The sequence below is a fragment of the Neobacillus sp. PVCKKU3 genome (assembly GCF_058323225.1).
Map to the genome: position 1 here is coordinate 68,349 of NZ_JBLVQN010000014.1, position 21,504 is coordinate 89,852.

Here is a 21,504-nt window from a genome sequence, read left to right on the forward strand (position 1 = left end):
CTAACGCATTAAGTGCAACTACGCCTCTGTCTTCGCCCTTTTGGGCTCGCCAATCGGCGAGTTTTCTATACATCCTATCTTATATTACCACATGATATGAAATTAATGAAAGGGTTTCTTTTACAAATAAAAATAGGCAATTCCCCATTCATCTTTTGTGAAATGACATACATTATCATGAGGAAATATGGAAAAAGGAGTTTTATCTATGGAATGTCGGTGTTTTCAAATGGATTCCCAATGGAATATTATTTATTATCCTGAAAAGCCAACCGGGTTTGGGGTCTTAGTAATCGGAGATGAACGGCATTTTGTGGACGAGAGTAAAAGCTTTTGGACTCAAAATGAAGGAAAGCAAATCATAATCAACGATTTAAAAGAAAAAGGGTACACCATTTTTTCCTCAAATCTTTATGGGCGGAACTGGGGCAGTGATCATGCGGTTGAGCTTGCACAAAGCTTGTATCAGCATGTCATTCGAAGTGAAATTCTTAATCAAAAAATTCATATTTTGGCAGAGGGCATGGGCGCGCTAGTTGCTCTAAAATTAATGGAGAAAATGAAAGACAACATCAGATCGGTTATCCTCCTAAATCCTGTGCTTTCGTTAAAACATCATCTCCAGCAAGAAAAGGAACATAAATTTTTTTATAAAAAGTTAATCAGGGAATTAGTTGCAGCCTATCAAACAAATCAGCAGGACCTTGAAAGCGCCATTTCTAAAATGGACGATACGGTAAATCTTAATTACGACTGCCCTATTCAAATCATCCACATCTTGGCAGGCGGCAGATCCTATAACCAATCGAAACAATATCAACAGATCCTCGGACCCTCAAATATAAATCCAACGTTTATTCTTCTGGAAAAAAAGCAACAGCTAGGTAAAATGTGTGTTAAATTTCTAAGCAGCCACGAATCGGTATTGTGACCATCCCTCCTCAAGTGAAATAATTCCTTATTGAAGAGCATAGGATTCAGTAAGGGTAGTTTGGGGAGGGTGATGAAATGGACAAGGCTGTCATTTGGGGAGTTTTCGACTTTGTCAGTTTTCACGTTTGTAAAACGTTATTAAATGAAGGCATTGAGGTTGACGGTATCCATTTAGAGGATTCAAGCAAAATCCTTTATTTAGATGAAAAAAGGCTTGAAGTGGGAAGAAATGCTAATTTTGCCGAGTACTCCTTCTCACAATGGAGAAGAAAAATACAGAAACAATCTGCTGAAAACCAACTGTTTATTTTTTCTATTTATGATCTTTACATGCTCCGTCAAGAACATCTCTTATTAAATGTGCAAGTTAGAGAAACAATATTGGATTATCTTAAAAAATATAATAGGAATATAGAGGTACTTTTTATTTTGCCTATGCAAATGTTGGAGACGAACGAGGAAACTGCTGTTTTAGATTTTCAAAGGCAGATAAAAAACCTGGTGGAAGAATTCAAAATTATATACCTGCCTTCTGCTTACGGACCTTGGCAGCCGAACGCTTTTTTTATACAACAAGCCATTGTTGCGGCCATTACAGATATGGCCATTTCAATTAATGATAGGGAATGGACTGAAGATGCGGTATATGTTGAAGATGCTGCTGAATCTATACTTGAACTGATTGAAGGAGAGGAATCAGGGTCATTTATTGTGGAAAGCGGTCAGGAGAATTATTGGGATAAATGTGTCACATATTTAAATATTACGGAACAGTGGGAACAGCCCAAAAGGCGGATAGTGCCGCATCTCTCTGACCATAATGCGGTAAGAGTGCCGGTTAAAAAGATAACTGATTTAACTGAATCACTGAACAGACAAAAGCAGCATACTCGGATGCTGTATCTCGATTATTTTGAAAATGATGGCCGATAGGCTCCTTTGTACGGGGGAAGCGAAGAAATTTACTTTTCAATTATTTATTGAACAGGTAGAATAATAATTAACAAGATTTACTAAAAGGTTAGTTTAGTTTAGGTTTGAGAGCTAGGCCGCCGTACGAAGGAGTTGCATTCAATGCTTAGCCGCTTCGGCATCATTTTTTTATGCCTTTTTTTACTAAGTGCTTGCGGGGAAACAAAAGCACAAGGCCACCTGCAAAAGGCTGGCTTATTAGTGCCAGATACCGTAAATGATCAAGTGTGGGCCACGAAAGGATTTAATGGACTGTTAAAAATTCAATCCAAATTTAATATCGATGTATTTTATAAAGAGGGCATGAATTCTGAGGCCAAAGTGGAAAAGGCCGTAAAAGAGTTTGATCAAAAAGGGGTCAATCTTATTTTCGGGCACGGGTCGGAATACGCCGAATATTTTAATGAAATTTCAAAGGATTATCCTAATATTCACTTTGTCAGTTTTAATGGTGATGCCAAAACACCCAACTCAACCAGCCTGAACTTCAAGGGGCATGCGATGGGCTTTTTTGGGGGGATGGTTGCAGCCCATATGTCAAAGCAGCATAAAGTCGGTGTCCTGGCCGCCTATGAATGGCAGCCGGAAATCGAAGGGTTTTACCAAGGAGCTATGGCGGAGGATAAAAATACCCATGTAAGTATTGAGTATGTCGGAAATTGGGATGATGATAATAAAGCCATCCAATTAGCGGATCGAATGCTTGATACCGGTGTGGATGTCGTTTATCCTGCCGGGGATGGGTTTAACGTACCTGTGATAGAAAGAGTAAAAGACAGAGGGCAATATGTGATTGGTTATGTTTCTGAACAATCTGATTTTGGAGAATCAACGGTCTTAACCAGCACGATTCAACAGGTCGATAAATTGTACGTTAAGGTGGCCGACCAGTTTAATAACCAGAAACTTAAGTCGGGGAATCTTTCCTTTGATTTTCAAGATGGTGTCATTTCATTAGGCAAATACAGCCCTTTAGTAGACAAGGGCTTTATCAATAAAATGGATAGTTATATCGAGACCTATAAAAATTCCGGCAATCTGCCTTAATTATGGATAAAGCTGCCCTTTTGAAAGGCAGCTTTATTTTTTTTTCCATAGCTGTTCGACAAACGGATAAATTTTCTGAAACAGGGGCTTTAATCCCCGGGCAGATTCCATTAAAGTGTCAACATGCCCCATAATCTCCGTGTAATCAATATTCGGCGGCTGATATTGCGGGTGCTGGAAAAGAGGATCATGTTGGGCCGTCCCCTGGCCCTGACGCCCCCGTCCATGTCCGAACATTAATGCCGTGAATGGATCCTCCTCCCACTTCTCCTCTGTTCCATCATGCTTGGCTAAACCGTCAAAGTCTTCCGCCTCTTCATTACCAAAATCCCTCAGTTCATTCAATTCCTGATCGTCCACAGCATATTTGACTCCCTTCAAAAATAATTCGTTTAGTATTACCTTATGAATAAGCCAATAAATGGAATGTACATTAGCGGAGAGATCCGGGAAGAAACTATTGCTAAACAAAGCTCTAATTTGATAAAATTAGTACCAAGTCATAATAATTGATATTAAATGTATTTGGATAATCCAAAGGAGATGGAATTATGCGAGCAGGCATTGTTGGTATTGGAAGATATTTACCGGAAAAAGTGGTTACCAACTTTGATTTAGAGAAAATGATGGATACCTCTGATGAATGGATTCGCACAAGAACAGGTATTGAAGAGCGGAGAATCGCAGCAGATGATGTAAATACGTCTGATATGGCCTTTTTTGCAGCTGAAAAAGCGATTAGTGATGCAGGAATACGTGCGGAGGATCTGGATTTAATTTTAGTAGCAACAGTAACTCCGGATACACCTTTCCCGTCAGTCGCATGTAAAATCCAAGAAAGATTAGGTGCTCATAAAGCCGCAGCAATGGATGTCAGCGCTGCATGTGCAGGTTTTATGTATGGAATTGTGACAGCCAAACAATTTATTGAGTCTGAAGTTTATAAAAATGTCCTTGTAGTAGGAGTCGAAAAGCTTTCAAAAATTACCGACTGGAATGACCGTAATACGGCAGTTCTTTTTGGAGATGGTGCCGGTGCTGCAATCATTGGACCAGTATCAGAAAACAGGGGAATCCTTTCTTTTGAGCTTGGAGCAGATGGTACAGGAGCGAAGCATTTGTACCAGGACGAATATATCATTATGAATGGCCGTGAAGTATTTAAATTTGCGGTAAGGCAAATGGGAGAAAGCTGCATAAATGTCCTTGAAAAAGCAGGTTTAAGCAAAGAAGACGTAGATTTTCTGATTCCACACCAAGCGAACATCAGGATTATGGAGGCTTCAAGACAAAGATTGGAGCTGCCTGTTGAAAAAATGTCCAAAACGGTTCATAAATACGGAAATACTTCAGCAGCTTCAATTCCAATTTCGATAGTTGAAGAGTTGGAAGCAGGTAAATTAAAAGACGATGATCTAATCGTGATGGTTGGATTTGGCGGCGGCCTAACATGGGGAGCCATTGCCATCCGCTGGGGCAAATAATCGTAAGTTTAGCTAATAATAGAACAAGGTTTATTTATAGGGAATTTGAAATCCTAAAAAAGGAGCTGTAAAAATGAATAAACGCAGGGTAGTTGTGACAGGCATTGGAGCGGTAACACCACTCGGAAATGATGCTGAAACAACTTGGAAAGGCATAATTGAAGGCAAATCAGGGGTGGGGCCGCTTACCCGCTTAAATGCTGATGAATATCCGGCCAAGGTAGCGGCAGAGGTCAAGGATTTTAATGCGGAAACTTTTATTGACAAAAAAGATGCAAGAAAAATGGATCGTTTTACGCATTATGCAGTAGCCAGTGCATTAATGGCTGTAAAGGATGCGAACTTAACAATAAATGAAGAAAACTCTCACCGTGTCGGCGTCTGGATTGGTTCCGGTATCGGCGGCATGGAAACTTTTGAAAATCAATTTGAGATGTTCCAAAAAAGAGGCTACAAGCGGGTCAGCCCGTTCTTTGTGCCGATGATGATTCCTGACATGGCCACTGGCCAGGTTTCCATCACACTTGGCGCCAGAGGTTTTAATTCGTGTACCGTTACCGCTTGTGCGACAGGGACAAATTCCATTGGGGATGCATTTAAAGTCATTCAACGCGGGGATGCCGATGTCATGGTAACAGGCGGTGCAGAGGCTCCGATTACGAGAATGGCGGTAGCAGGCTTCTGTGCGAATACAGCTTTATCGACAAACCCAGATCCAAAAACGGCCAGCCGTCCATTTGATAAAAACCGTGATGGCTTCGTTATTGGTGAGGGTGCCGGAATCGTTATTCTTGAAGAGTTAGAGCATGCGCTCTCCCGCGGAGCAAAAATATATGCAGAGATTGTCGGTTACGGAGCAACCGGAGATGCCTATCATATCACTGCACCGGCGCCAGGAGGAGAAGGCGGTGCCCGGGCAATGAAAATGGCAATCGAAGATGCCGGGTTGAGACCGGAGGATATCGACTATATCAACGCTCACGGAACAAGTACTGAATATAACGATAAATTTGAAACAATGGCTGTTAAAGATGTTTTTGGAGAACATGCCTATAAGGTAGCCATGAGTTCAACGAAATCGATGACGGGACATTTACTTGGCGCTGCAGGGGCGGTAGAAGCCATTATTACCGTTAGGGCTATTCAGGAGAGCATTCTTCCGCCAACAATGAATTATGAGACACCAGATCCGGAATGTGACTTGGATTATGTTGTCAATGCAGTACGACCGAAAGAAATCAACGCTGCCATGAGCAACTCATTAGGATTTGGCGGTCACAACGCAACCATTGTCTTTAAAAAATATCAATAATACGAAATGGGGACCGAGAATATCTTGGTCTCTTTTCTTTTTATGTTACAGCGCCTTGACAACCGAGAACCACCCCTAAAAAGCCATCATAAACTATAAATTAGAATGAACACTTAAATGGGGTGCAATAATGGGGATCATCAGAACCGATCAATGGCTTGAAAAAGATTTTGATCGTCCAATAAAAATCTGTGAACGGCTGCTCCCATATTTTAAGGGGCAAAAAGCCAATGAAATATATAACCAGCTGCAAAACTTTGGAATGTACCGGCCATCCTGGAAATCCCGAAATAATTTAAGTGAAATGAAGGAATACAACGCCTGGGACAGGGTGGAAGAATTGTTCAATATCTATGTAAAGAAATGGTCAGGACCGAATATACCCATTTTCCTTTTCCCGTTAAATGAGAGAGGAGGGTTATTTATTAGGAGAGATGAGAGGCGGAAGGCAGGGGTATCTTTCCCTGATAAGATGTTCCTGTTTCTTTCCGGCTATGAAGATTTAAAAGAAGTTGAAGCTTTATTTGTACATGAATATCATCATGTCTGCAGGCTTCGTGCACTTAATAAAGATTTTAAAGAATACACCCTTTTGGACTCCCTTATCATTGAGGGCCTTGCGGAATATGCTGTCTATAAACATTGTGGCAAGGAATATTTAGCAAACTGGTGCCGTATGTATACAGATAGGGAAATCTCTTATTTTTGGGATCGTTATATAAAAAAACAGCTAGATATTAGTAAAAATCAAAAACTTCATGATGAACTTCTATATGGCGGGGGAAGATTTCCGCTACTGCTCGGATATGCTGCAGGATATAATATTATCCGAAAATTCTACGAGAAACAAAATTATTCTACAAAACTAAGTTTTACGCAGCCTGCTTCAAAATATTTAAAAGAAAACATTGATTTTTCCAGGTAGAGCCTGATTTTTCAGGCTTTTTATATTTCAGTTAATTCAGAATTGACTAATTAACTAAAAGAGTCTTGCAATTGCAATAATTCTGTAATAAAATTCTATTTAAATATAACTAATTAACAGAATAATACAAAAAAGTAAGAAGGTGTAGCATGAGCGCAAATAAATCATCACTCAAAGAGGCACCATTGCTAGAAGTAAAAAATTTAGAAACAGCCTTTGATATTGACGGGACTTTCTATAATGCTGTCGATAATGTTTCATTTAAGGTTAAACAGAGGCAAATTGTCGGAGTTGTCGGTGAATCAGGCTGCGGTAAATCTGTCATGAGTTTGTCGGTCATGCAGCTGCTTCCTAAAGGGATAGGGAAAATTAATGCCGGTGAAATCGTTTTTGATGGCATTAATCTTGAAAAAATGACTGAAGCACAAATCAATAAAATTCGCGGAAAAGATATTTCAATGATCTTCCAAGAACCAATGACCTCTCTAAACCCTGTTTTTACAATAGGATATCAGCTTGAAGAGGTTCTTTTTAACCATACGAAAATATCAAAAAAAGAAGCTAGGCAGAAATCTATTGCTTTGTTGAAAAGCGTAGGAATCTCCCGCCCAGAAAAAATCGTTGATGAGTATCCGCATCAGCTTTCAGGTGGTATGAGACAACGGGTTATGATTGCAATCGCGATTGCTTGTCAGCCAAAATTGTTAATTGCTGATGAGCCGACTACAGCCCTTGATGTGACGGTTCAGGCACAAATTCTCGAATTATTGAAAAGCATTCAGGAAGTAAATGATATGTCCGTCATTTTAATTACCCACGATTTGGGTGTGGTTGCCGAGATGTGTGACGAAGTCATCGTTATGTATGCCGGCAAAATCGTTGAACGAACTGATGTTGAAACATTGTTCTATCATCCGAAGCATCCTTATACGACTTTACTTTTGGGAGCGGTTCCAAAAATGGAACAAGAGGAAGAAAGACTTAGCTCCATTCAAGGAATCGTACCTTCTTTAACGAATATGCCTAAGGTCGGCTGCCGGTTTGCGAACCGCTGTCCAAAGGCGATGCCAGAATGCCTGACAACAACCCCAATTCTCGCTGAAACCGATTTTGGCCACGAAGTTGCCTGCCTGCTCTATGAAACAAGTAAACCAAGAGAAGGGGTGAGGTAATGAGAACTACTTCTGTACATAACAACCAAGAAGCAATTTCCTCTCAATCTGAAACACTATTACAAATTCAAAATCTAAAAACCTATTATCCTGTTAAAGGTGGCTTTTTTAAGCGGACTGTCGGCCATGTCAAAGCGGTTGATAATATATCCTTTGAGATTAAAAAGGGGGAAACGCTAGGGCTTGTAGGGGAATCCGGCTGCGGAAAATCCACGGCGGGCAGGACCATTTTAAGACTGCTAAAACCAACTGAAGGCAGTATTCTGTTTGATGGTAAAGACATTACGAAAATTTCCGGAAAACATTTACGGGAAATCCGTCAAGATATGCAGATGGTATTCCAGGATCCCTATGCTTCTTTGAACCCAATGCAAATGGTAGGGGATATTATTGCCGAACCAATCTATAACTTTCACAAAAAAAGCAAATCTGAATTAAAAAATGAAGTAATGGATTTGTTAGAAAAGGTAGGCTTGCCGCCAGATGCCTATTATAAATATGCGCATGAATTTTCTGGCGGGCAGCGCCAGCGGATTGGAATTGCCCGAGCCCTTGCGCTGCGGCCAAAATTGATAATAGCGGATGAACCGGTGTCTGCTTTAGACGTATCCGTGCAATCTCAAGTATTAAATCTATTAAAGGATTTACAGGAAGAATTTGACCTGACTTTTCTTTTTATTGCTCACGATTTAAGTGTTGTCAAACATATGAGTGATCGCATTGGGGTTATGTATTTAGGGAATATGGTAGAGATTTCCGATAAAAATAGCCTTTATGCCGAACCCTTGCACCCTTATACCCAGGCGTTAATTTCCGCGATACCAAATCCGGATCCACGGCATAAGAAGGAGCGGATCATTTTAACCGGAGATGTGCCAAGCCCAATCAATCCTCCTGCAGGCTGTCCATTCCATCCTCGCTGCCCAATGGCAATGGAGGAATGTTCTAAAAGCAAACCTGGTTTAAAGGAGGTGAAGCCTTCTCACCGAGTAGCTTGCCACCTTTATTAGTAGAAAAGCGGAAGCGCCTTGACCAGGGGCGACAGGCATAAGACGAGCCGGCGAGAATGCTGCTTTTTAGCATTCTTGACGGATTGGCTTATGACCCCGAGCCCCTAGGCGCTGAAGCTGGACACTACCAAAGCAGTAAAATTTATTTAGGGGGGAAACAAATGAAGAAGAGAAGTATGCTTTGGCTTGCAGCTTTAATGCTCGTATTATCAGCATTTTTAGCAGCATGCTCCGGCGGCGAAAAAGCCGGTACTAAGAAAGAAGAAAACGGAGGGAAATCTGGCGAAACTGCAGATAAACCTCAAGATGGCGGTACATTAGTATATGCGCTTGATTCTTCTCCAAAAGGAGTATTTAACTATTCCTTCTATGGCGATGCAGTTGATGCTCAAGTAATCGATCTTTTTGACGAAAATTTAATTGACTATGATGCGCAATTAAAAGCACAGCCGCATATTGCTTCCTGGAAAACTGCCGATAACAAAGTATTTGATTTTGAAATCAAAAAAGGTGTTAAATGGCACAATGGTGACGAACTTTCAGTGAAGGACTGGGAATTCGCATTATACACGATCGCTGACAAAGATTATGAAGGCCCTCGTTTCGATAACGTAAGAAACATCGTAGGCGCCCAGGATTTCCATGATGGAAAAACTGACAAAATCGAAGGTATTAAAGTTACTGACGATTATCATATCCAAATCACTTTTGACAAAGCACGCGTAAACAACCTGGATAATCTTTGGACATACCCAATGAACCGTACTGCTTTTAAAGGTGTAGCTGTTAAAGATATGATGAGCGCTGAAACAGTCCGCACTAAGCCAGTAGGTCTTGGACCATTTAAAGTAACAAAAATCGTTCCAGGTGAGTCCGTTGAGATGGAACGCTTCGATGATTACTTTGGCGGCAAACCGCATATTGAAAAGTTAGTTGTAAAAGTAATCGACCCATCTCTATCTGTCGGCGAACTTAAAAACGGTACACTTGACATGACTTCATTCCACCCAAGCATTATCGATCAAGTAAAAGCGCTTGATAATGTAAATACCATCACTTACCCAGGTGTAAGCTTCTACTATGTTGGTTTCCGCTTAGGTACTTGGGATGGCGAAAAGAACGTCATGAACGAACCGAAATACCAAGAAAAGAAGCTTCGTGAAGCGATGTACTACGCAATTAACCGTGAAGAGTGGGTTAAAGCGTTCTTTTTCGGGGTAGGTAAGCCGGTTAACCGGCCAATTCCAACTAACCACTGGATTGCAGCACCAAATGATCAATTAGAGCAATACAAATATGATCCGAAGAAAGCAAAATCATTGTTAGATGAAGCAGGATATAAGGATGTAAACGGTGATGGCTTCCGTGAAGATCCAAACGGTAAGGAATTTGTTGTGAACTTCTCTCACTATGCAACACAAAACCCAACATTTGAAGCACGTGCGAAAGCAATGGCACAATATTGGGATGCAGTTGGCTTAAAGACAAAGGTTTCTATGGTTGACTTCAACCTTTACTACGATCAGCTTGAAAAAGCAGATAAGTCCATGGAAGTATTCTTCGGCGGCTGGTCAACTGGTGCCGATCCAGACCCAACTCCACTTTGGGGATCTAAGGCTCTTTGGAACTATCCTCGCTGGGTAAATCCAGAAAGCGATAAGCTATTAGATGAAGCTCTTGACATTAATGTTGTTGGTACTGATAACAACAAACGTAAAGATCTATATGTCCAATGGCAAAAGCTGTTCATGAAGGACCTTCCAGTTTTACCGATTGCTGAACTTGAAGAAACAATGGCAGTCAGCAAGCGTGTAAATGGCGTTAAATTCGATGTATCTGGTATGAACCGTCCAAATGAATGGTGGATTAAGCAATAATAGCAGCAGATTAACAGCATTAAACTATGCTAAATGACTTAACCTTTTGAAAATGAAAACCTTTTGATTTTTACTGGGATGAGTCATCAGAAGACGGCCAGAGAAACCTTCGATGACTCTCCCAGTTAATAGAAAGGTAATTGCAACAATGTATTTAACATAGTTATAGACAAGGAGAATGCACATGCTGAAGTACTCATTTCGAAGAATTTTGGGCATGATTCCAATGTTATTCCTCATCTCCATCGTCGTTTTTACTTTAGCAAAATTAATGCCGGGTGACGGCATCAGTGGAGAAATTGACCCACGGAATACTGATCCTCAATATATCGCTGAGATGAGGGAAAAATTGGGCTATAATGATCCGATGCCTCAGCAATATTTACGCTGGATCGAAAATTTTGTCCAAGGGGATTTTGGCAAGTCAACCCGCTTTAAAATTCCTGTGGCAGATGTTATATCCGAACGCCTTCCTAATACCCTTATGCTAGGTATTACATCCATACTTATAACTTATATTCTCGCTTTCTTTATGGGATCATATGCAGGTCGAAAACCGTATACATTTGGAGATAATTTTATAGGGGGATTAAACTATTTAGGGTTATCCATACCATCGTTTATCGCCGGTGTATTTGCGATATACTTATTTTCCTTTACTTTAGGATGGTTTCCTTCCAATGGTTCAGTTGATATCGGGGTGACGGATGGGACATTGGAATATTGGTTAAGCCGCCTCCATCATGTATTGTTGCCAGCCATTGTACTAGGTTTATTAAGTACAGCAAGTTATACACAATTTTTACGTAACGATATTATCGAAAACAGTCGAAAGGATTTTGTTCGTACGGCACGCGCGAAAGGGACGCCTGAAAGAAAAATCTATAATGTTCACATTTTAAGGAATTCGATTATTCCATTGATTACCTTTTTGGGATTTGACCTTGTTGCGATTATTAGCGGTGCCATCATTACGGAAACAATATTTACATATCCGGGTCTTGGACAGCTATTCCTGCAATCAGTTGGAACAAGGGATTATCCAGTTTTAATGACATTGACCATGTTGTTCTCATTCTTAACACTAATCGGAAACCTGGTTGCTGATGTTTTATATGGTGTTGTAGACCCGAGAATCAGGTTAGATTAAAGGGGGAGAAAAGATGCAAATTGTTACACAAAAGGATACCAATATATCGGCACCACCCCCGAATAAGAGCTTATCTCCTTGGGCAATCGCCAGAAAAAAGTTCGTTCAGAATAAACTCGCAATGATTAGTTTCGTTTTTTTAGTTATTGTTGCGATTATCTCCTTTTTGGCCCCTTATATCACGACGGCGGATATCACGAGGGTAAATATTGGAGAAATGTCGTTGGAGCCTTCAAGTAAACACTGGCTTGGAACAGATAAATCAGGCCGGGATGTGTTTACAAGACTGCTTTATGGCGGAAGGATTTCGCTATTGGTTGGATTAAGCTGTACGCTTTTTGTTATTTTTATTGGGACATTGGTCGGCTCTGTGGCAGGTTATTTTGGCGGAGCAGTTGATAATCTGTTAATGAGATTTACTGATTTTATCTTAAATTTTCCGTTCTTGGTTTTTGTTATTGTTATTAATGCTATTTTCTTTGGTAAAGTAAGTGGACTATGGGTGTTAATTGCGGTTATCAGTCTTCTGTATTGGGGAGGTATTGCCCGGATTGTCCGCAGTAAGATTCTTGCCGAAAAAGAAAACGAATATATCATTGCAGCAGTTTCCATCGGCTGCTCACCAGCAAAGGTAATTGTTAAACATCTGTTGCCTAACGTTTTGTCAACAATCATTGTTCAGGCAACCATCACATTTGCCTCAATGATTGTTATTGAATCAGCATTGAGTTACCTTGGATTTGGTGTTCCGCAAGAAACGCCGAGTTGGGGAAATATGCTGAATTCAGCAAATGAACCTGATGTGCTTCAATTTAAGCTCTGGATATGGATGCCGCCGGCACTCATCATCACCATGACCATTTTATCCATCAACTTTATTGGTGAAGGCCTAAAAGACGCTTTCAACCCTAAATCAAGAAGATAAAATCTACCATCCATACATGGTAGATTTTTTTCATTTCACCAAGAAAACTTTCGAAAGCTTTTTATTAGGCTGTTGAACAGGCCCAATAGCACAAGTTAACAAATCCTTTATAGGACAAAATTACTATTAATATGAAAGGGTAGGAGCAAAATGTATATAAAGGAATAATTTAACTGTAGCCTGCCCATACTGATTGACAAACAGTTTCTTGAAGTGAGGGATTATACAATGTTATATCTTCATGATGTATGGGTGAATTGGTTTGAAGGAGAAGAAAACGGTTATAATGTCTGCCACTTCCACGAATGGCGCAAGGATGACGGAGTTGAACTACTTGACCAAGTACCGCTGCTAAAAGTGGAGCCAATTCTTTTTAACTATATTGAAAATGATTTATCTGAATTGCCACAACAGCTTCTAGATGATATTTTTCAAAAAGCGTATTTAAGAAAAAACCATGAACGGATCCAATTGGATTACTGCTTTGTGGTAACCGATGGGGTAGGAATTCTTGCTGTTGATACGATTGGCTATAATATTCCGATTCGAAAAAGCCGGTTAATACCAAGACAGGAACAGCTTGTGTATGAAATGATCAGCAATCATGAACCAAAAGAATTTGTATTTTATAATCAGTCGAGTAAAAAGGACTTCCATATTCTTTCTCCAGAGCCTACGTTAATGCTGGGCTTGACAAGAAAAGAACGGCAGATTAAGCAGCTTCTGTTTATGGCTTTAGATCAGTTGTTTTCATCGAATAATGAAGCGGAGATTCGTTATTGGTTTACTGAGTGGTGCCCAGAACGCTATCAAACAATCCAAGAACTTAATTTTGCTGATGCCTGGGAACAGCTTTATGAAGAAATCAAATTTGGTTGGTCTAAAAAACACGAAATCTTTTGTGAAAATTTAATAAAGGGACAGCCATTTTTTGAGAAGCTTTGGGAAATGGAACACGGTCCAAAGGTAAACTAAAAGCCTGACCCAAAAGGAATATATTTCATTCCTTTTGCGGTTCAGGCTTTTTTTACGTCTATTTGCGCTTTCTTCCTAGTCCCATGGCATTCTCCATTTTTTTCAGGGTTTTGCTGGCCACTTTATTGGCTTTCTCGGCACCAAGGTCTAATATTTCATCTAATTCATTTGATTCCATTAATTCATAGTATTTATCTTGGATTGGTTTAAATGCATTAATAACAACATCAGCCAAATCACCCTTGAAGTCCCCATAACCTTTTCCATGGTACATCTCTTCAAGTTCTGCAATAGTCTTATTTCCTAAGATGGAGTATATGGATAAAAGATTTGAAATACCAGGTTTATTTTCTTTGTCATACTTAACAATTCCTTCTGAATCGGTCACAGCACTTTTAATTTTCTTTTCAATTTGTTTTGGATCATCAAGCAATGCAAGGAATGCTTTTTGATTTGGATCGGATTTGCTCATTTTCTTAGTCGGGTCCTGCAAGGACATAATACGGGCACCGACCTCCGGAATGCGCACTTCTGGTATCGTGAGTATTTCTCTATATTTTTTATTAAATCTTTCAGCAAGGTCACGTGTAAGCTCTAAATGTTGTTTTTGGTCTTCTCCTACTGGAACAAGATCAGCATTATATAATAAAATATCTGCCGCCATTAATGGAGGGTAGGTTAATAAACTAGCAGATACAGCCTCTTTTCCTGCCGATTTATCCTTAAATTGGGTCATACGCTCCAATTCTCCGATATAGGACACACATTGCATTAACCATCCGGCTTGAGCATGAGCGGGAACTTCCGATTGGATAAACAATGTCGCTTTTTCCGGATCGATTCCTACTGCAATATACAAGGCAGCCAAGCTGCGGATGTTCTTTCTCAAAGTTGCGGGATCTTGCGGGACAGTTATTGCATGCTGGTCGACGATGCAGAAGTAGCAATTATATTCATTCTGCAGCTCCACGAATTGCTTAAGTGCACCAATATAGTTACCAAGTGTGATTGTTCCACTTGGCTGAATTCCCGAAAATATTGTCTTCATAAAAAATCCTCCTAAACAAATAGATAAAAAAAGCCATTCATCCCCAAAAATAGGGACGAATGGCTCGCGGTACCACCCTAATTACTCAAAAATGAGTCACTTTAAAACCCTTTAACGCGGGGAACGTCTACTCTTACTTTTCCTTTTATAAAGGCTCAGAAAGAAGCTCCAAAGTCCATTCCGTATTTCTTTGTGTTTGTTCCCACCACCCACAAACTCTCTAAAAACAAAGGACGATACGTACTACTCTTTTTCAATGCTTTTTTACTGTTATTTAATTATTTCCCATTATAAATGATTTACATATTTCATTTCAAGTCAGTAAAACATAATAAACAACAAGGGCAATGACCATAAAAAGGCCATTTATAATTGCATAAAAAAGGAAGGGGTTTTTATTAATCGTGATAAGTTCTGATAAACCGGGAACATCCTCGAATCTCCGTTTATTAGTCCTAAACGATAGAGCGAAGTTGAAGGACTTGAAAATCGCATCATAAAAACCACTTTGAATGGTAAAAATAAGCAAAAAAGAAAGGAGCAGAGCAAATGAGATATAAAAAGATATATTGATATAGCTAACAATAGAAATTTCGCCGTAAAAAATAAAGGATAAAATGAAAATGAAAAGCTGTGTAAACGCTACCAATATTATACTTTTATTAGGGAAAAATTTCACTATTATTCCTCCGAAACGTTGTATTGTAAGGTTTGATAACGCGAAAAAACCTTTATAAATATAAATTATAACATAGTAAATTGTAATTCATACGTAAGAATTGTCTCGAAAATGTAAATTAATTTTCAAAAAGTAATGTACAAGAGAATGAAAATATGTATAATAGAGAATGTAGTAATTTTTCAGAATAATAGAAAAGGGAGGTCTACTAGTGAAGAAATCAAAACTTTCACTACTTTTAGTATTATCGCTAGTACTTAGCATGTTTCTTGCAGCATGTTCAGGCGGCGGTAATAAAGACACTGGTAAGGAAAAAGAAGGTACCAAGAATGCTCCTAAAGAAGAGCAGCTTGCTGATAAACAGGAACTGAATGTTCTTGAATCATCTGAAATTCCGTCTATGGATAGTGTACTTGCTGAAGATACTGTCAGCTTTACAACAATCAGCAACGTAAATGAAGGTTTATACCGTCTGGATGCTGATCAAAAGGTTATCCCAGCAGTTGCAGCGGAAATGCCTAAATATAATGATGACAAAACTGTTTTAACAATCAAATTAAAGAAGGATTTAAAATGGTCTAACGGTGACCCTGTTACTGCAAACGACTTCGTTTATGCATGGCAGAGAGCTATCGATCCAAAAACAGCTTCTACATACGGCCCGTACTTCATGGCTGGGAAAGTCAAAGGCGCTGAAGAGATCGTAGCCAAGAAAGACAAAGCTACTGCTGAAGATATCAAAACTTTAGGAATTAAAGCTGTTGACGACAATACTTTGGAAATTGACCTAGTAAGACCAGTTCCATATATTGAGTCTTATCTAACATTCCCAATGTTCTATCCGCAAAACCAAAAGTTTGTTGAGGCACAAGGCGCTGACTATGCGAAAGATGCAGCTCACATCCTTTACAATGGACCATTCAAGTTAACTAAATGGGATGGCCCAACAGCTACTGAATGGGTATATGAAAAGAACGATACTTATTGGAATGCTAAAAATGTAACATTAACAAAGATTAACTTTAACGTATCGAAAGATCCGCAGGCTTCTGCAAACGCCTTTACTGCTGGCGAAGCTGATATTTCACCAAAGCTTGCACAAGCTGCAATCATTTCGCAATTCGAAGGTTCTGACGAATTAGTGCGTTATGTAGAACCATCTATTTTCTGGATTAAAATGAACGAAAAGAACCCAGCATTGAAAAACTTAAACATCCGTAAAGCAATTGCTTTATCAGTAGATAAAAAAGCAATGGTAGACGATGTATTAGCTAACGGTTCTATTGCAGCAAACTTCCTTGTACCAAAAGAATTTACTTTCTTAGATAATAAAGATTTCCGTGCAACAACTAAGGAATACTTGAAGACTAACAAAGAAGAAGCTAAGAAATATTGGGAAAAAGGTTTACAAGAACTTGGAGTTAAAGAAATCAGCTTAGTATATGTTGGCGGTGACACTGAGACTTCGAAGTTAACTGACGCGTTCGTAAAAGGCGAGTTAGAGAAAAACCTTCCTGGGTTAAAGCTTGAATTGAATGCAGTACCATTTAAGATTCGTATCGACCGTGAAAATAAACAGGAATATGATTTATTATTCGGCGGTTGGGGACCAGACTATGCTGACCCAATGACATTCATGGATCTATGGTTAACTGGCGGCGAACACAACAGAATGGATTACAGCAACCCTGAATACGATAAGTTAATCAAGGCTGCTAACGAAGATCTATCTGCTAAGCCAGAAGAACGCTGGAAAACACTTCAAAAAGCTGAAGAGCTATTACTTGAAAAGGATGCAGCACTTGCTCCTATGTACCAACGTTCCGTTAACCTATTAATTAATCCAAAAGTTAAAGGCTTTGCACACCATGCCTTTGGCCCTGACTATAGCTATCAGTGGATTAAAATTACAAAATAAGTAACACTAATCAAATAGAAAAGAGAGTATATTTTCAAATATACTCTCTTTTTACCTGTATCAGAATTGTCGAAAAAAGACGAAAATTTCACCAATTAGGAGGTGTAGGCATGGCGAAATATTTAGTGCAACGTTTCGTTTATATGATTATTACACTATTCATTGTTGCATCGGTCACGTTTTTCCTCATGAAATTAATTCCTGGAACTCCATTTAACAATTTCCAAAAGCTTTCGCAGGTCCAACAGGAAATCTTGTTAGAAAAATACAACTTAAACGACCCCGTGCCTGTTCAATATTTTCAATATATAAAGAACTTGGCTGAGGGTGACCTTGGAGTTTCCTTCCAATTCAATAATACCCCTGTGTCAGAACTTCTTGCAAACCGTATTGGCCCATCTGCGGTACTAGGTTTTCAAGCGATGATTGTTGGGTCCATTTTGGGTATTCTATTGGGTGCCATTGCTGCATTAAAACAAAATACTTGGGTTGACTATGGTTCAACATTTATTGCTGTAGTTGGTAAATCTATCCCATCCTTTATATTTGCAGGTTTGCTGCAATATTACGTGGCTGTAAAATTGGGATGGTTTCCGGTCATGCTGTGGCGGGGGCCTGAATATACGGTTCTTCCTACTATCGCCTTAGCCATGTTCCCAATTTCGATTGCAGCCCGGTTTATGCGGACAGAAATGATCGAGGTTTTAGGATCGGATTATATTACTTTAGCAAAAGCAAAAGGGGCTAGCTACTGGCAAATCAGTTTAAAGCATGCGGTAAGAAATGCCTTAATTCCCGTTGTCACAGTTTTAGGGCCTTTAGCTGTTAGCTTGATGACAGGTTCATTGGTTATTGAAAAGATTTTTGCGATTCCTGGACTAGGGGAGCAGTTTGTCAAATCGATTGCCACCAACGATTATCCTGTCATTATGGGTACAAATCTTTTATTTGCGGCATTATTTGTTGTCGTAATACTTGTGGTTGATATTCTTTACGGGGTCATTGATCCACGTATTCGTATTTCTGGGGGGAAAGCAAAATGATGAATCAAGAAATTTCTAAAGATATGTTTGCGCCCGCCCATATTGATCCATCAAAAAGTGAAAAAATTGCTAAACCTAGCTTGAATTTTTGGCAAGATTCTTGGCTTCGCGTACGAAAAAATAAGGGCGCCGTGGTTAGTATTGTTATTCTTGGTATTTTAATCATCATGGCTTTTGTTGGTCCAATGATTTCACCGTATGAATACGATGCCCAGAATACAAAACACAATAATCTGCCTCCAAGAATTCAAGGGCTTGAAAATGTGCACTGGCTTCCTTTCGATGGAACCTTGACTCGTAGAAACGGGACAGAATATAACGCCTACGAGGTGCGGAAGGTAGACAAGTATTATTGGTTTGGTACAGACGCTCTTGGCCGGGATCTGTTTGCCCGTGTTTGGACAGGGACGCAAGTTTCCTTATTTATCGCTTTTATGGCAGCATTAATCGATATGCTGATTGGTGTAACATATGGTGCGGTATCAGGTTATTTAGGCGGACGAGTAGACAGTATTTTGCAGAGGATTATAGAGGTTATCGTCGGTATTCCGAATCTAATCATTGTTGTTTTGATGATTCTTGTATTAAAACCGGGTATTGTTCCGATAATTGTAGCTTTAACGATTACCGGCTGGACTAGTATGGCCCGGGTGGTACGTGCTCAAGTATTAAAATTTAAAAACCAAGAATTTGTCTTGGCTGCCAAAACATTAGGAGCATCGGATACATCAATTGTTTTCAAACATATGATTCCAAACATGTTCGGAGTAATTATCATTAACACAATGTTTTCTATCCCAAATGCTATTTTCTTCGAAGCATTCCTGAGCTTTATTGGATTAGGATTACAGGAACCTCATGCATCATTAGGTACATTAGTTGAAGATGGCTTTAAATCGATGATTGCATTTCCATATCAAATGATTATTCCATCCATCATGATTGCTTTAATCATGGTTTGCTTCAACTTGGTAGCAGATGGATTACGAGATGCATTAGATCCAAAAATGCGTGATTAAGGCAGGTGAATCGAATTGGAGAAGATTTTACAAGTTAAAGATTTAAATATATCGTTCCATACATTTTCCGGGGAAGTCAAAGCCATTCGCGGTGTTAATTTTGATTTAATCAAAGGGGAAACATTAGCGATTGTTGGTGAATCGGGCTCGGGAAAATCCGTCACGACAAAGTCGATTATGCGCCTGCTCCCAGAACATAATTCCGAGATAAAAAGCGGCGAAATTCTTTTTGAAGGCAAAGATTTAACAAAATTGACCGATAAGCAAATGCAAAAAATCCGAGGTAAGGACATTTCGATGATCTTCCAGGATCCGATGACATCATTGAATCCTACAATGAAAATCGGAAATCAAATTATGGAACCCCTGATTAAGCATCAAAACATGTCTAAAGGTGCTGCTAGGGAAAGAGCAGTTGAACTTCTAAGACTAGTTGGGATTCCTAAGCCGGAAATTCGTATTGATCAATATCCGCATCAATTTTCGGGCGGGATGAGACAAAGGGTTGTTATAGCTATTGCGTTGGCTTGTAATCCTAAAGTTTTAATTGCTGATGAACCGACAACGGCTTTAGACGTTACAATCCAAGCTCAAATTCTGGAATTAATGAAGGATTTGCAAAAAAAGATTGATACATCAATCATCTTTATTACCCACGACCTTGGCGTTGTAGCCAATGTTGCTGACCGAGTCGCTGTTATGTATGGCGGTAAAATCGTAGAAATTGGGACTGCTGATGAGATATTCTATAAACCGAAACACCCATATACATGGGGATTGATCAGCTCCATGCCGGATATGGAAACAGATGATGAGGAATTATACTCAATCCCGGGAACACCACCAGATTTATTAGATCCGCCAAAGGGTGATGCATTTGCACCCCGTAACCCTTATGTGATGAAAATCGACCTAGAACAGGAGCCGCCATTTTTCAAGGTGTCTGATACTCATTATGCAGCCACTTGGCTATTGCATCCGGATGCTCCTAAGGTGGAACCGCCTGAGGCTGTAAAAAGGCGTCAAGGTCAATTCCCTGGTATAAAGGTGGGAAAATAAATGAGTGAAAGAAAAAAATTATTAGAAATAAAGAATTTAAAACAATATTTTAATGAAGGCAAACCTAATGAGGTAAAAGCGGTTGATAATGTCTCCTTTAGTATTTATCAAGGAGAAGTAATGGGACTTGTGGGTGAATCAGGCTGCGGTAAATCTACAACAGGCCGGACAATTATCCGTCTATACGATGCCACAGGTGGAGAAGTCCTTTATGATGGTGTTAATGTTCATGGAAAAAAATCTAAGAAAGAACTTAAACAATTCAACCGTAAAATGCAAATGATTTTCCAAGATCCATATGCATCATTAAATCCCCGCTTAAAAATAGCAGACGTTATTGCCGAGGGAATCGATATTCATGGGTTGGCAAAATCAAAACAGGAGCGAATGGAAAAGGTATATGAATTGCTCGAAACTGTTGGATTGAACAAGGAACATGCCAATCGTTATCCTCATGAATTTTCCGGCGGTCAGCGGCAGCGGATTGGGATTGCCCGTGCACTGGCAGTTCAACCGGAGTTCATTATTGCGGATGAGCCTATATCAGCATTAGACGTATCGATTCAAGCGCAGGTCGTAAATCTAATGAAAAAGCTTCAGCATGAAAAAGGGTTAACATATCTGTTCATTGCACATGACTTGTCGATGGTTAAATACATCAGTGACCGTATTGGTGTTATGTATTTTGGTAAAATGGTTGAGCTTGCACCGTCAGATGAACTTTACCGAAATCCACTTCATCCATATACGCAATCACTATTATCAGCAATTCCTGCTCCAGATCCGATCAGTGAGCGGGCTCGCAAACGTAAAACATATGATCCAGCAAGCCATAATTATCAGGACAATGAGCAGGTTGAGTTCCGTGAAGTTACGCCGGGACACTTTGTCCTTTGTTCGGAAAAAGAATTTAAACAATATCAAGCACAATCCAAATAATAATAAAAAAAACGATC

At 39.6% G+C, this 21,504-nt stretch carries 19 protein-coding genes and 1 other annotated feature; of the genes, 17 read left to right on the plus strand and 2 right to left on the minus strand.

What is annotated here, in order from left to right; all coding sequences use genetic code 11:
- Nucleotides 1-208: 208 nt before the first annotated feature.
- From ACNQGS_RS11605 to ACNQGS_RS11615, 3 genes are all read left to right on the plus strand, one after another.
- Complete coding sequence (locus ACNQGS_RS11605; RefSeq protein ID WP_491487421.1) at nt 209-931, plus strand: alpha/beta fold hydrolase; 723 nt, start codon at nt 209-211, stop codon at nt 929-931.
- A gap of 77 nt (nt 932-1,008) precedes the next feature.
- Nucleotides 1,009-1,866, plus strand: coding sequence for a Rossmann-fold NAD(P)-binding domain-containing protein (locus tag ACNQGS_RS11610; RefSeq protein ID WP_491487422.1), 858 nt, complete (start codon nt 1,009-1,011; stop codon nt 1,864-1,866).
- Nucleotides 1,867-2,007: 141 nt separating this feature from the next.
- Nucleotides 2,008-2,952, plus strand: a complete 945-nt coding sequence (locus ACNQGS_RS11615; RefSeq protein ID WP_491487423.1) for a BMP family ABC transporter substrate-binding protein — start codon at nt 2,008-2,010, stop codon at nt 2,950-2,952.
- A 33-nt stretch (nt 2,953-2,985) separates the two neighbouring features.
- Here ACNQGS_RS11615 and ACNQGS_RS11620 read toward each other — a convergent pair whose 3' ends face one another.
- Nucleotides 2,986-3,312 carry a hypothetical protein gene (locus ACNQGS_RS11620; protein ID WP_491487424.1) on the minus strand — a complete coding sequence of 109 codons (327 nt, stop codon included), beginning with the start codon at nt 3,310-3,312 and terminating at the stop codon, nt 2,986-2,988.
- Between the two features lie 191 nt (nt 3,313-3,503).
- Here ACNQGS_RS11620 and ACNQGS_RS11625 point away from each other — a divergent pair, with 191 nt between their 5' ends.
- The 9 genes from ACNQGS_RS11625 to ACNQGS_RS11665 all read left to right on the plus strand — a co-directional run bounded on the left by ACNQGS_RS11625 (nt 3,504) and on the right by ACNQGS_RS11665 (nt 13,782).
- Nucleotides 3,504-4,436, plus strand: coding sequence for a beta-ketoacyl-ACP synthase III (locus tag ACNQGS_RS11625; RefSeq protein ID WP_213141014.1), 933 nt, complete (start codon nt 3,504-3,506; stop codon nt 4,434-4,436).
- 73 nt (nt 4,437-4,509) lie between these two features.
- Nucleotides 4,510-5,748 carry a beta-ketoacyl-ACP synthase II gene (fabF, locus tag ACNQGS_RS11630; protein WP_491487425.1) on the plus strand — a complete coding sequence of 413 codons (1,239 nt, stop codon included), beginning with the start codon at nt 4,510-4,512 and terminating at the stop codon, nt 5,746-5,748.
- Between the two features lie 130 nt (nt 5,749-5,878).
- Nucleotides 5,879-6,673 carry a DUF2268 domain-containing putative Zn-dependent protease gene (locus tag ACNQGS_RS11635; RefSeq protein ID WP_464493420.1) on the plus strand — a complete coding sequence of 265 codons (795 nt, stop codon included), beginning with the start codon at nt 5,879-5,881 and terminating at the stop codon, nt 6,671-6,673.
- Nucleotides 6,674-6,822: 149 nt separating this feature from the next.
- Nucleotides 6,823-7,845, plus strand: coding sequence for an ABC transporter ATP-binding protein (locus ACNQGS_RS11640; RefSeq protein WP_491487426.1), 1,023 nt, complete (start codon nt 6,823-6,825; stop codon nt 7,843-7,845).
- Nucleotides 7,845-8,855, plus strand: coding sequence for an ABC transporter ATP-binding protein (locus ACNQGS_RS11645; protein ID WP_491487427.1), 1,011 nt, complete (start codon nt 7,845-7,847; stop codon nt 8,853-8,855). Before ACNQGS_RS11640 ends, ACNQGS_RS11645 begins: the two co-directional genes overlap by 1 nt.
- A gap of 161 nt (nt 8,856-9,016) precedes the next feature.
- Complete coding sequence (gene opp4A / locus ACNQGS_RS11650; RefSeq protein ID WP_491487428.1) at nt 9,017-10,732, plus strand: oligopeptide ABC transporter substrate-binding protein; 1,716 nt, start codon at nt 9,017-9,019, stop codon at nt 10,730-10,732.
- Between the two features lie 184 nt (nt 10,733-10,916).
- Nucleotides 10,917-11,882, plus strand: coding sequence for an oligopeptide ABC transporter permease (gene opp4B, locus ACNQGS_RS11655; RefSeq protein ID WP_378580880.1), 966 nt, complete (start codon nt 10,917-10,919; stop codon nt 11,880-11,882).
- A gap of 13 nt (nt 11,883-11,895) precedes the next feature.
- Nucleotides 11,896-12,807: an oligopeptide ABC transporter permease gene (gene opp4C, locus ACNQGS_RS11660; RefSeq protein WP_491487429.1), complete on the plus strand. Its 912-nt coding sequence runs from the start codon at nt 11,896-11,898 to the stop codon at nt 12,805-12,807.
- A gap of 228 nt (nt 12,808-13,035) precedes the next feature.
- Complete coding sequence (locus tag ACNQGS_RS11665; RefSeq protein ID WP_213141006.1) at nt 13,036-13,782, plus strand: YjbA family protein; 747 nt, start codon at nt 13,036-13,038, stop codon at nt 13,780-13,782.
- A gap of 58 nt (nt 13,783-13,840) precedes the next feature.
- Here ACNQGS_RS11665 and trpS read toward each other — a convergent pair whose 3' ends face one another.
- A complete protein-coding gene (gene trpS, locus ACNQGS_RS11670) occupies nt 13,841-14,830 on the minus strand; it encodes a tryptophan--tRNA ligase (protein ID WP_491487430.1) in 990 nt (329 codons plus the stop codon).
- Between the two features lie 48 nt (nt 14,831-14,878).
- Nucleotides 14,879-15,096, minus strand: a binding site (T-box leader).
- Between the two features lie 624 nt (nt 15,097-15,720).
- Between trpS and ACNQGS_RS11675 the strand changes: the two genes are divergently transcribed.
- The 5 genes from ACNQGS_RS11675 (at nt 15,721) to ACNQGS_RS11695 (ending at nt 21,487) form a co-directional block, all read left to right on the plus strand.
- Nucleotides 15,721-17,427: a peptide ABC transporter substrate-binding protein gene (locus ACNQGS_RS11675; protein WP_491487431.1), complete on the plus strand. Its 1,707-nt coding sequence runs from the start codon at nt 15,721-15,723 to the stop codon at nt 17,425-17,427.
- A 110-nt stretch (nt 17,428-17,537) separates the two neighbouring features.
- A complete protein-coding gene (gene opp3b, locus ACNQGS_RS11680) occupies nt 17,538-18,470 on the plus strand; it encodes an oligopeptide ABC transporter permease (protein ID WP_491487432.1) in 933 nt (310 codons plus the stop codon).
- On the plus strand, nt 18,467-19,489 hold the full coding sequence (gene opp3C, locus ACNQGS_RS11685) for an oligopeptide ABC transporter permease (protein WP_491487433.1): 1,023 nt from the start codon (nt 18,467-18,469) through the stop codon (nt 19,487-19,489). The genes opp3b and opp3C overlap by 4 nt, the downstream gene beginning before the upstream one ends.
- Before the next feature lie 15 nt (nt 19,490-19,504).
- A complete protein-coding gene (locus tag ACNQGS_RS11690) occupies nt 19,505-20,548 on the plus strand; it encodes an ABC transporter ATP-binding protein (protein WP_491487434.1) in 1,044 nt (347 codons plus the stop codon).
- On the plus strand, nt 20,549-21,487 hold the full coding sequence (locus tag ACNQGS_RS11695; protein ID WP_464493428.1) for an ABC transporter ATP-binding protein: 939 nt from the start codon (nt 20,549-20,551) through the stop codon (nt 21,485-21,487).
- Nucleotides 21,488-21,504: the final 17 nt, after the last annotated feature.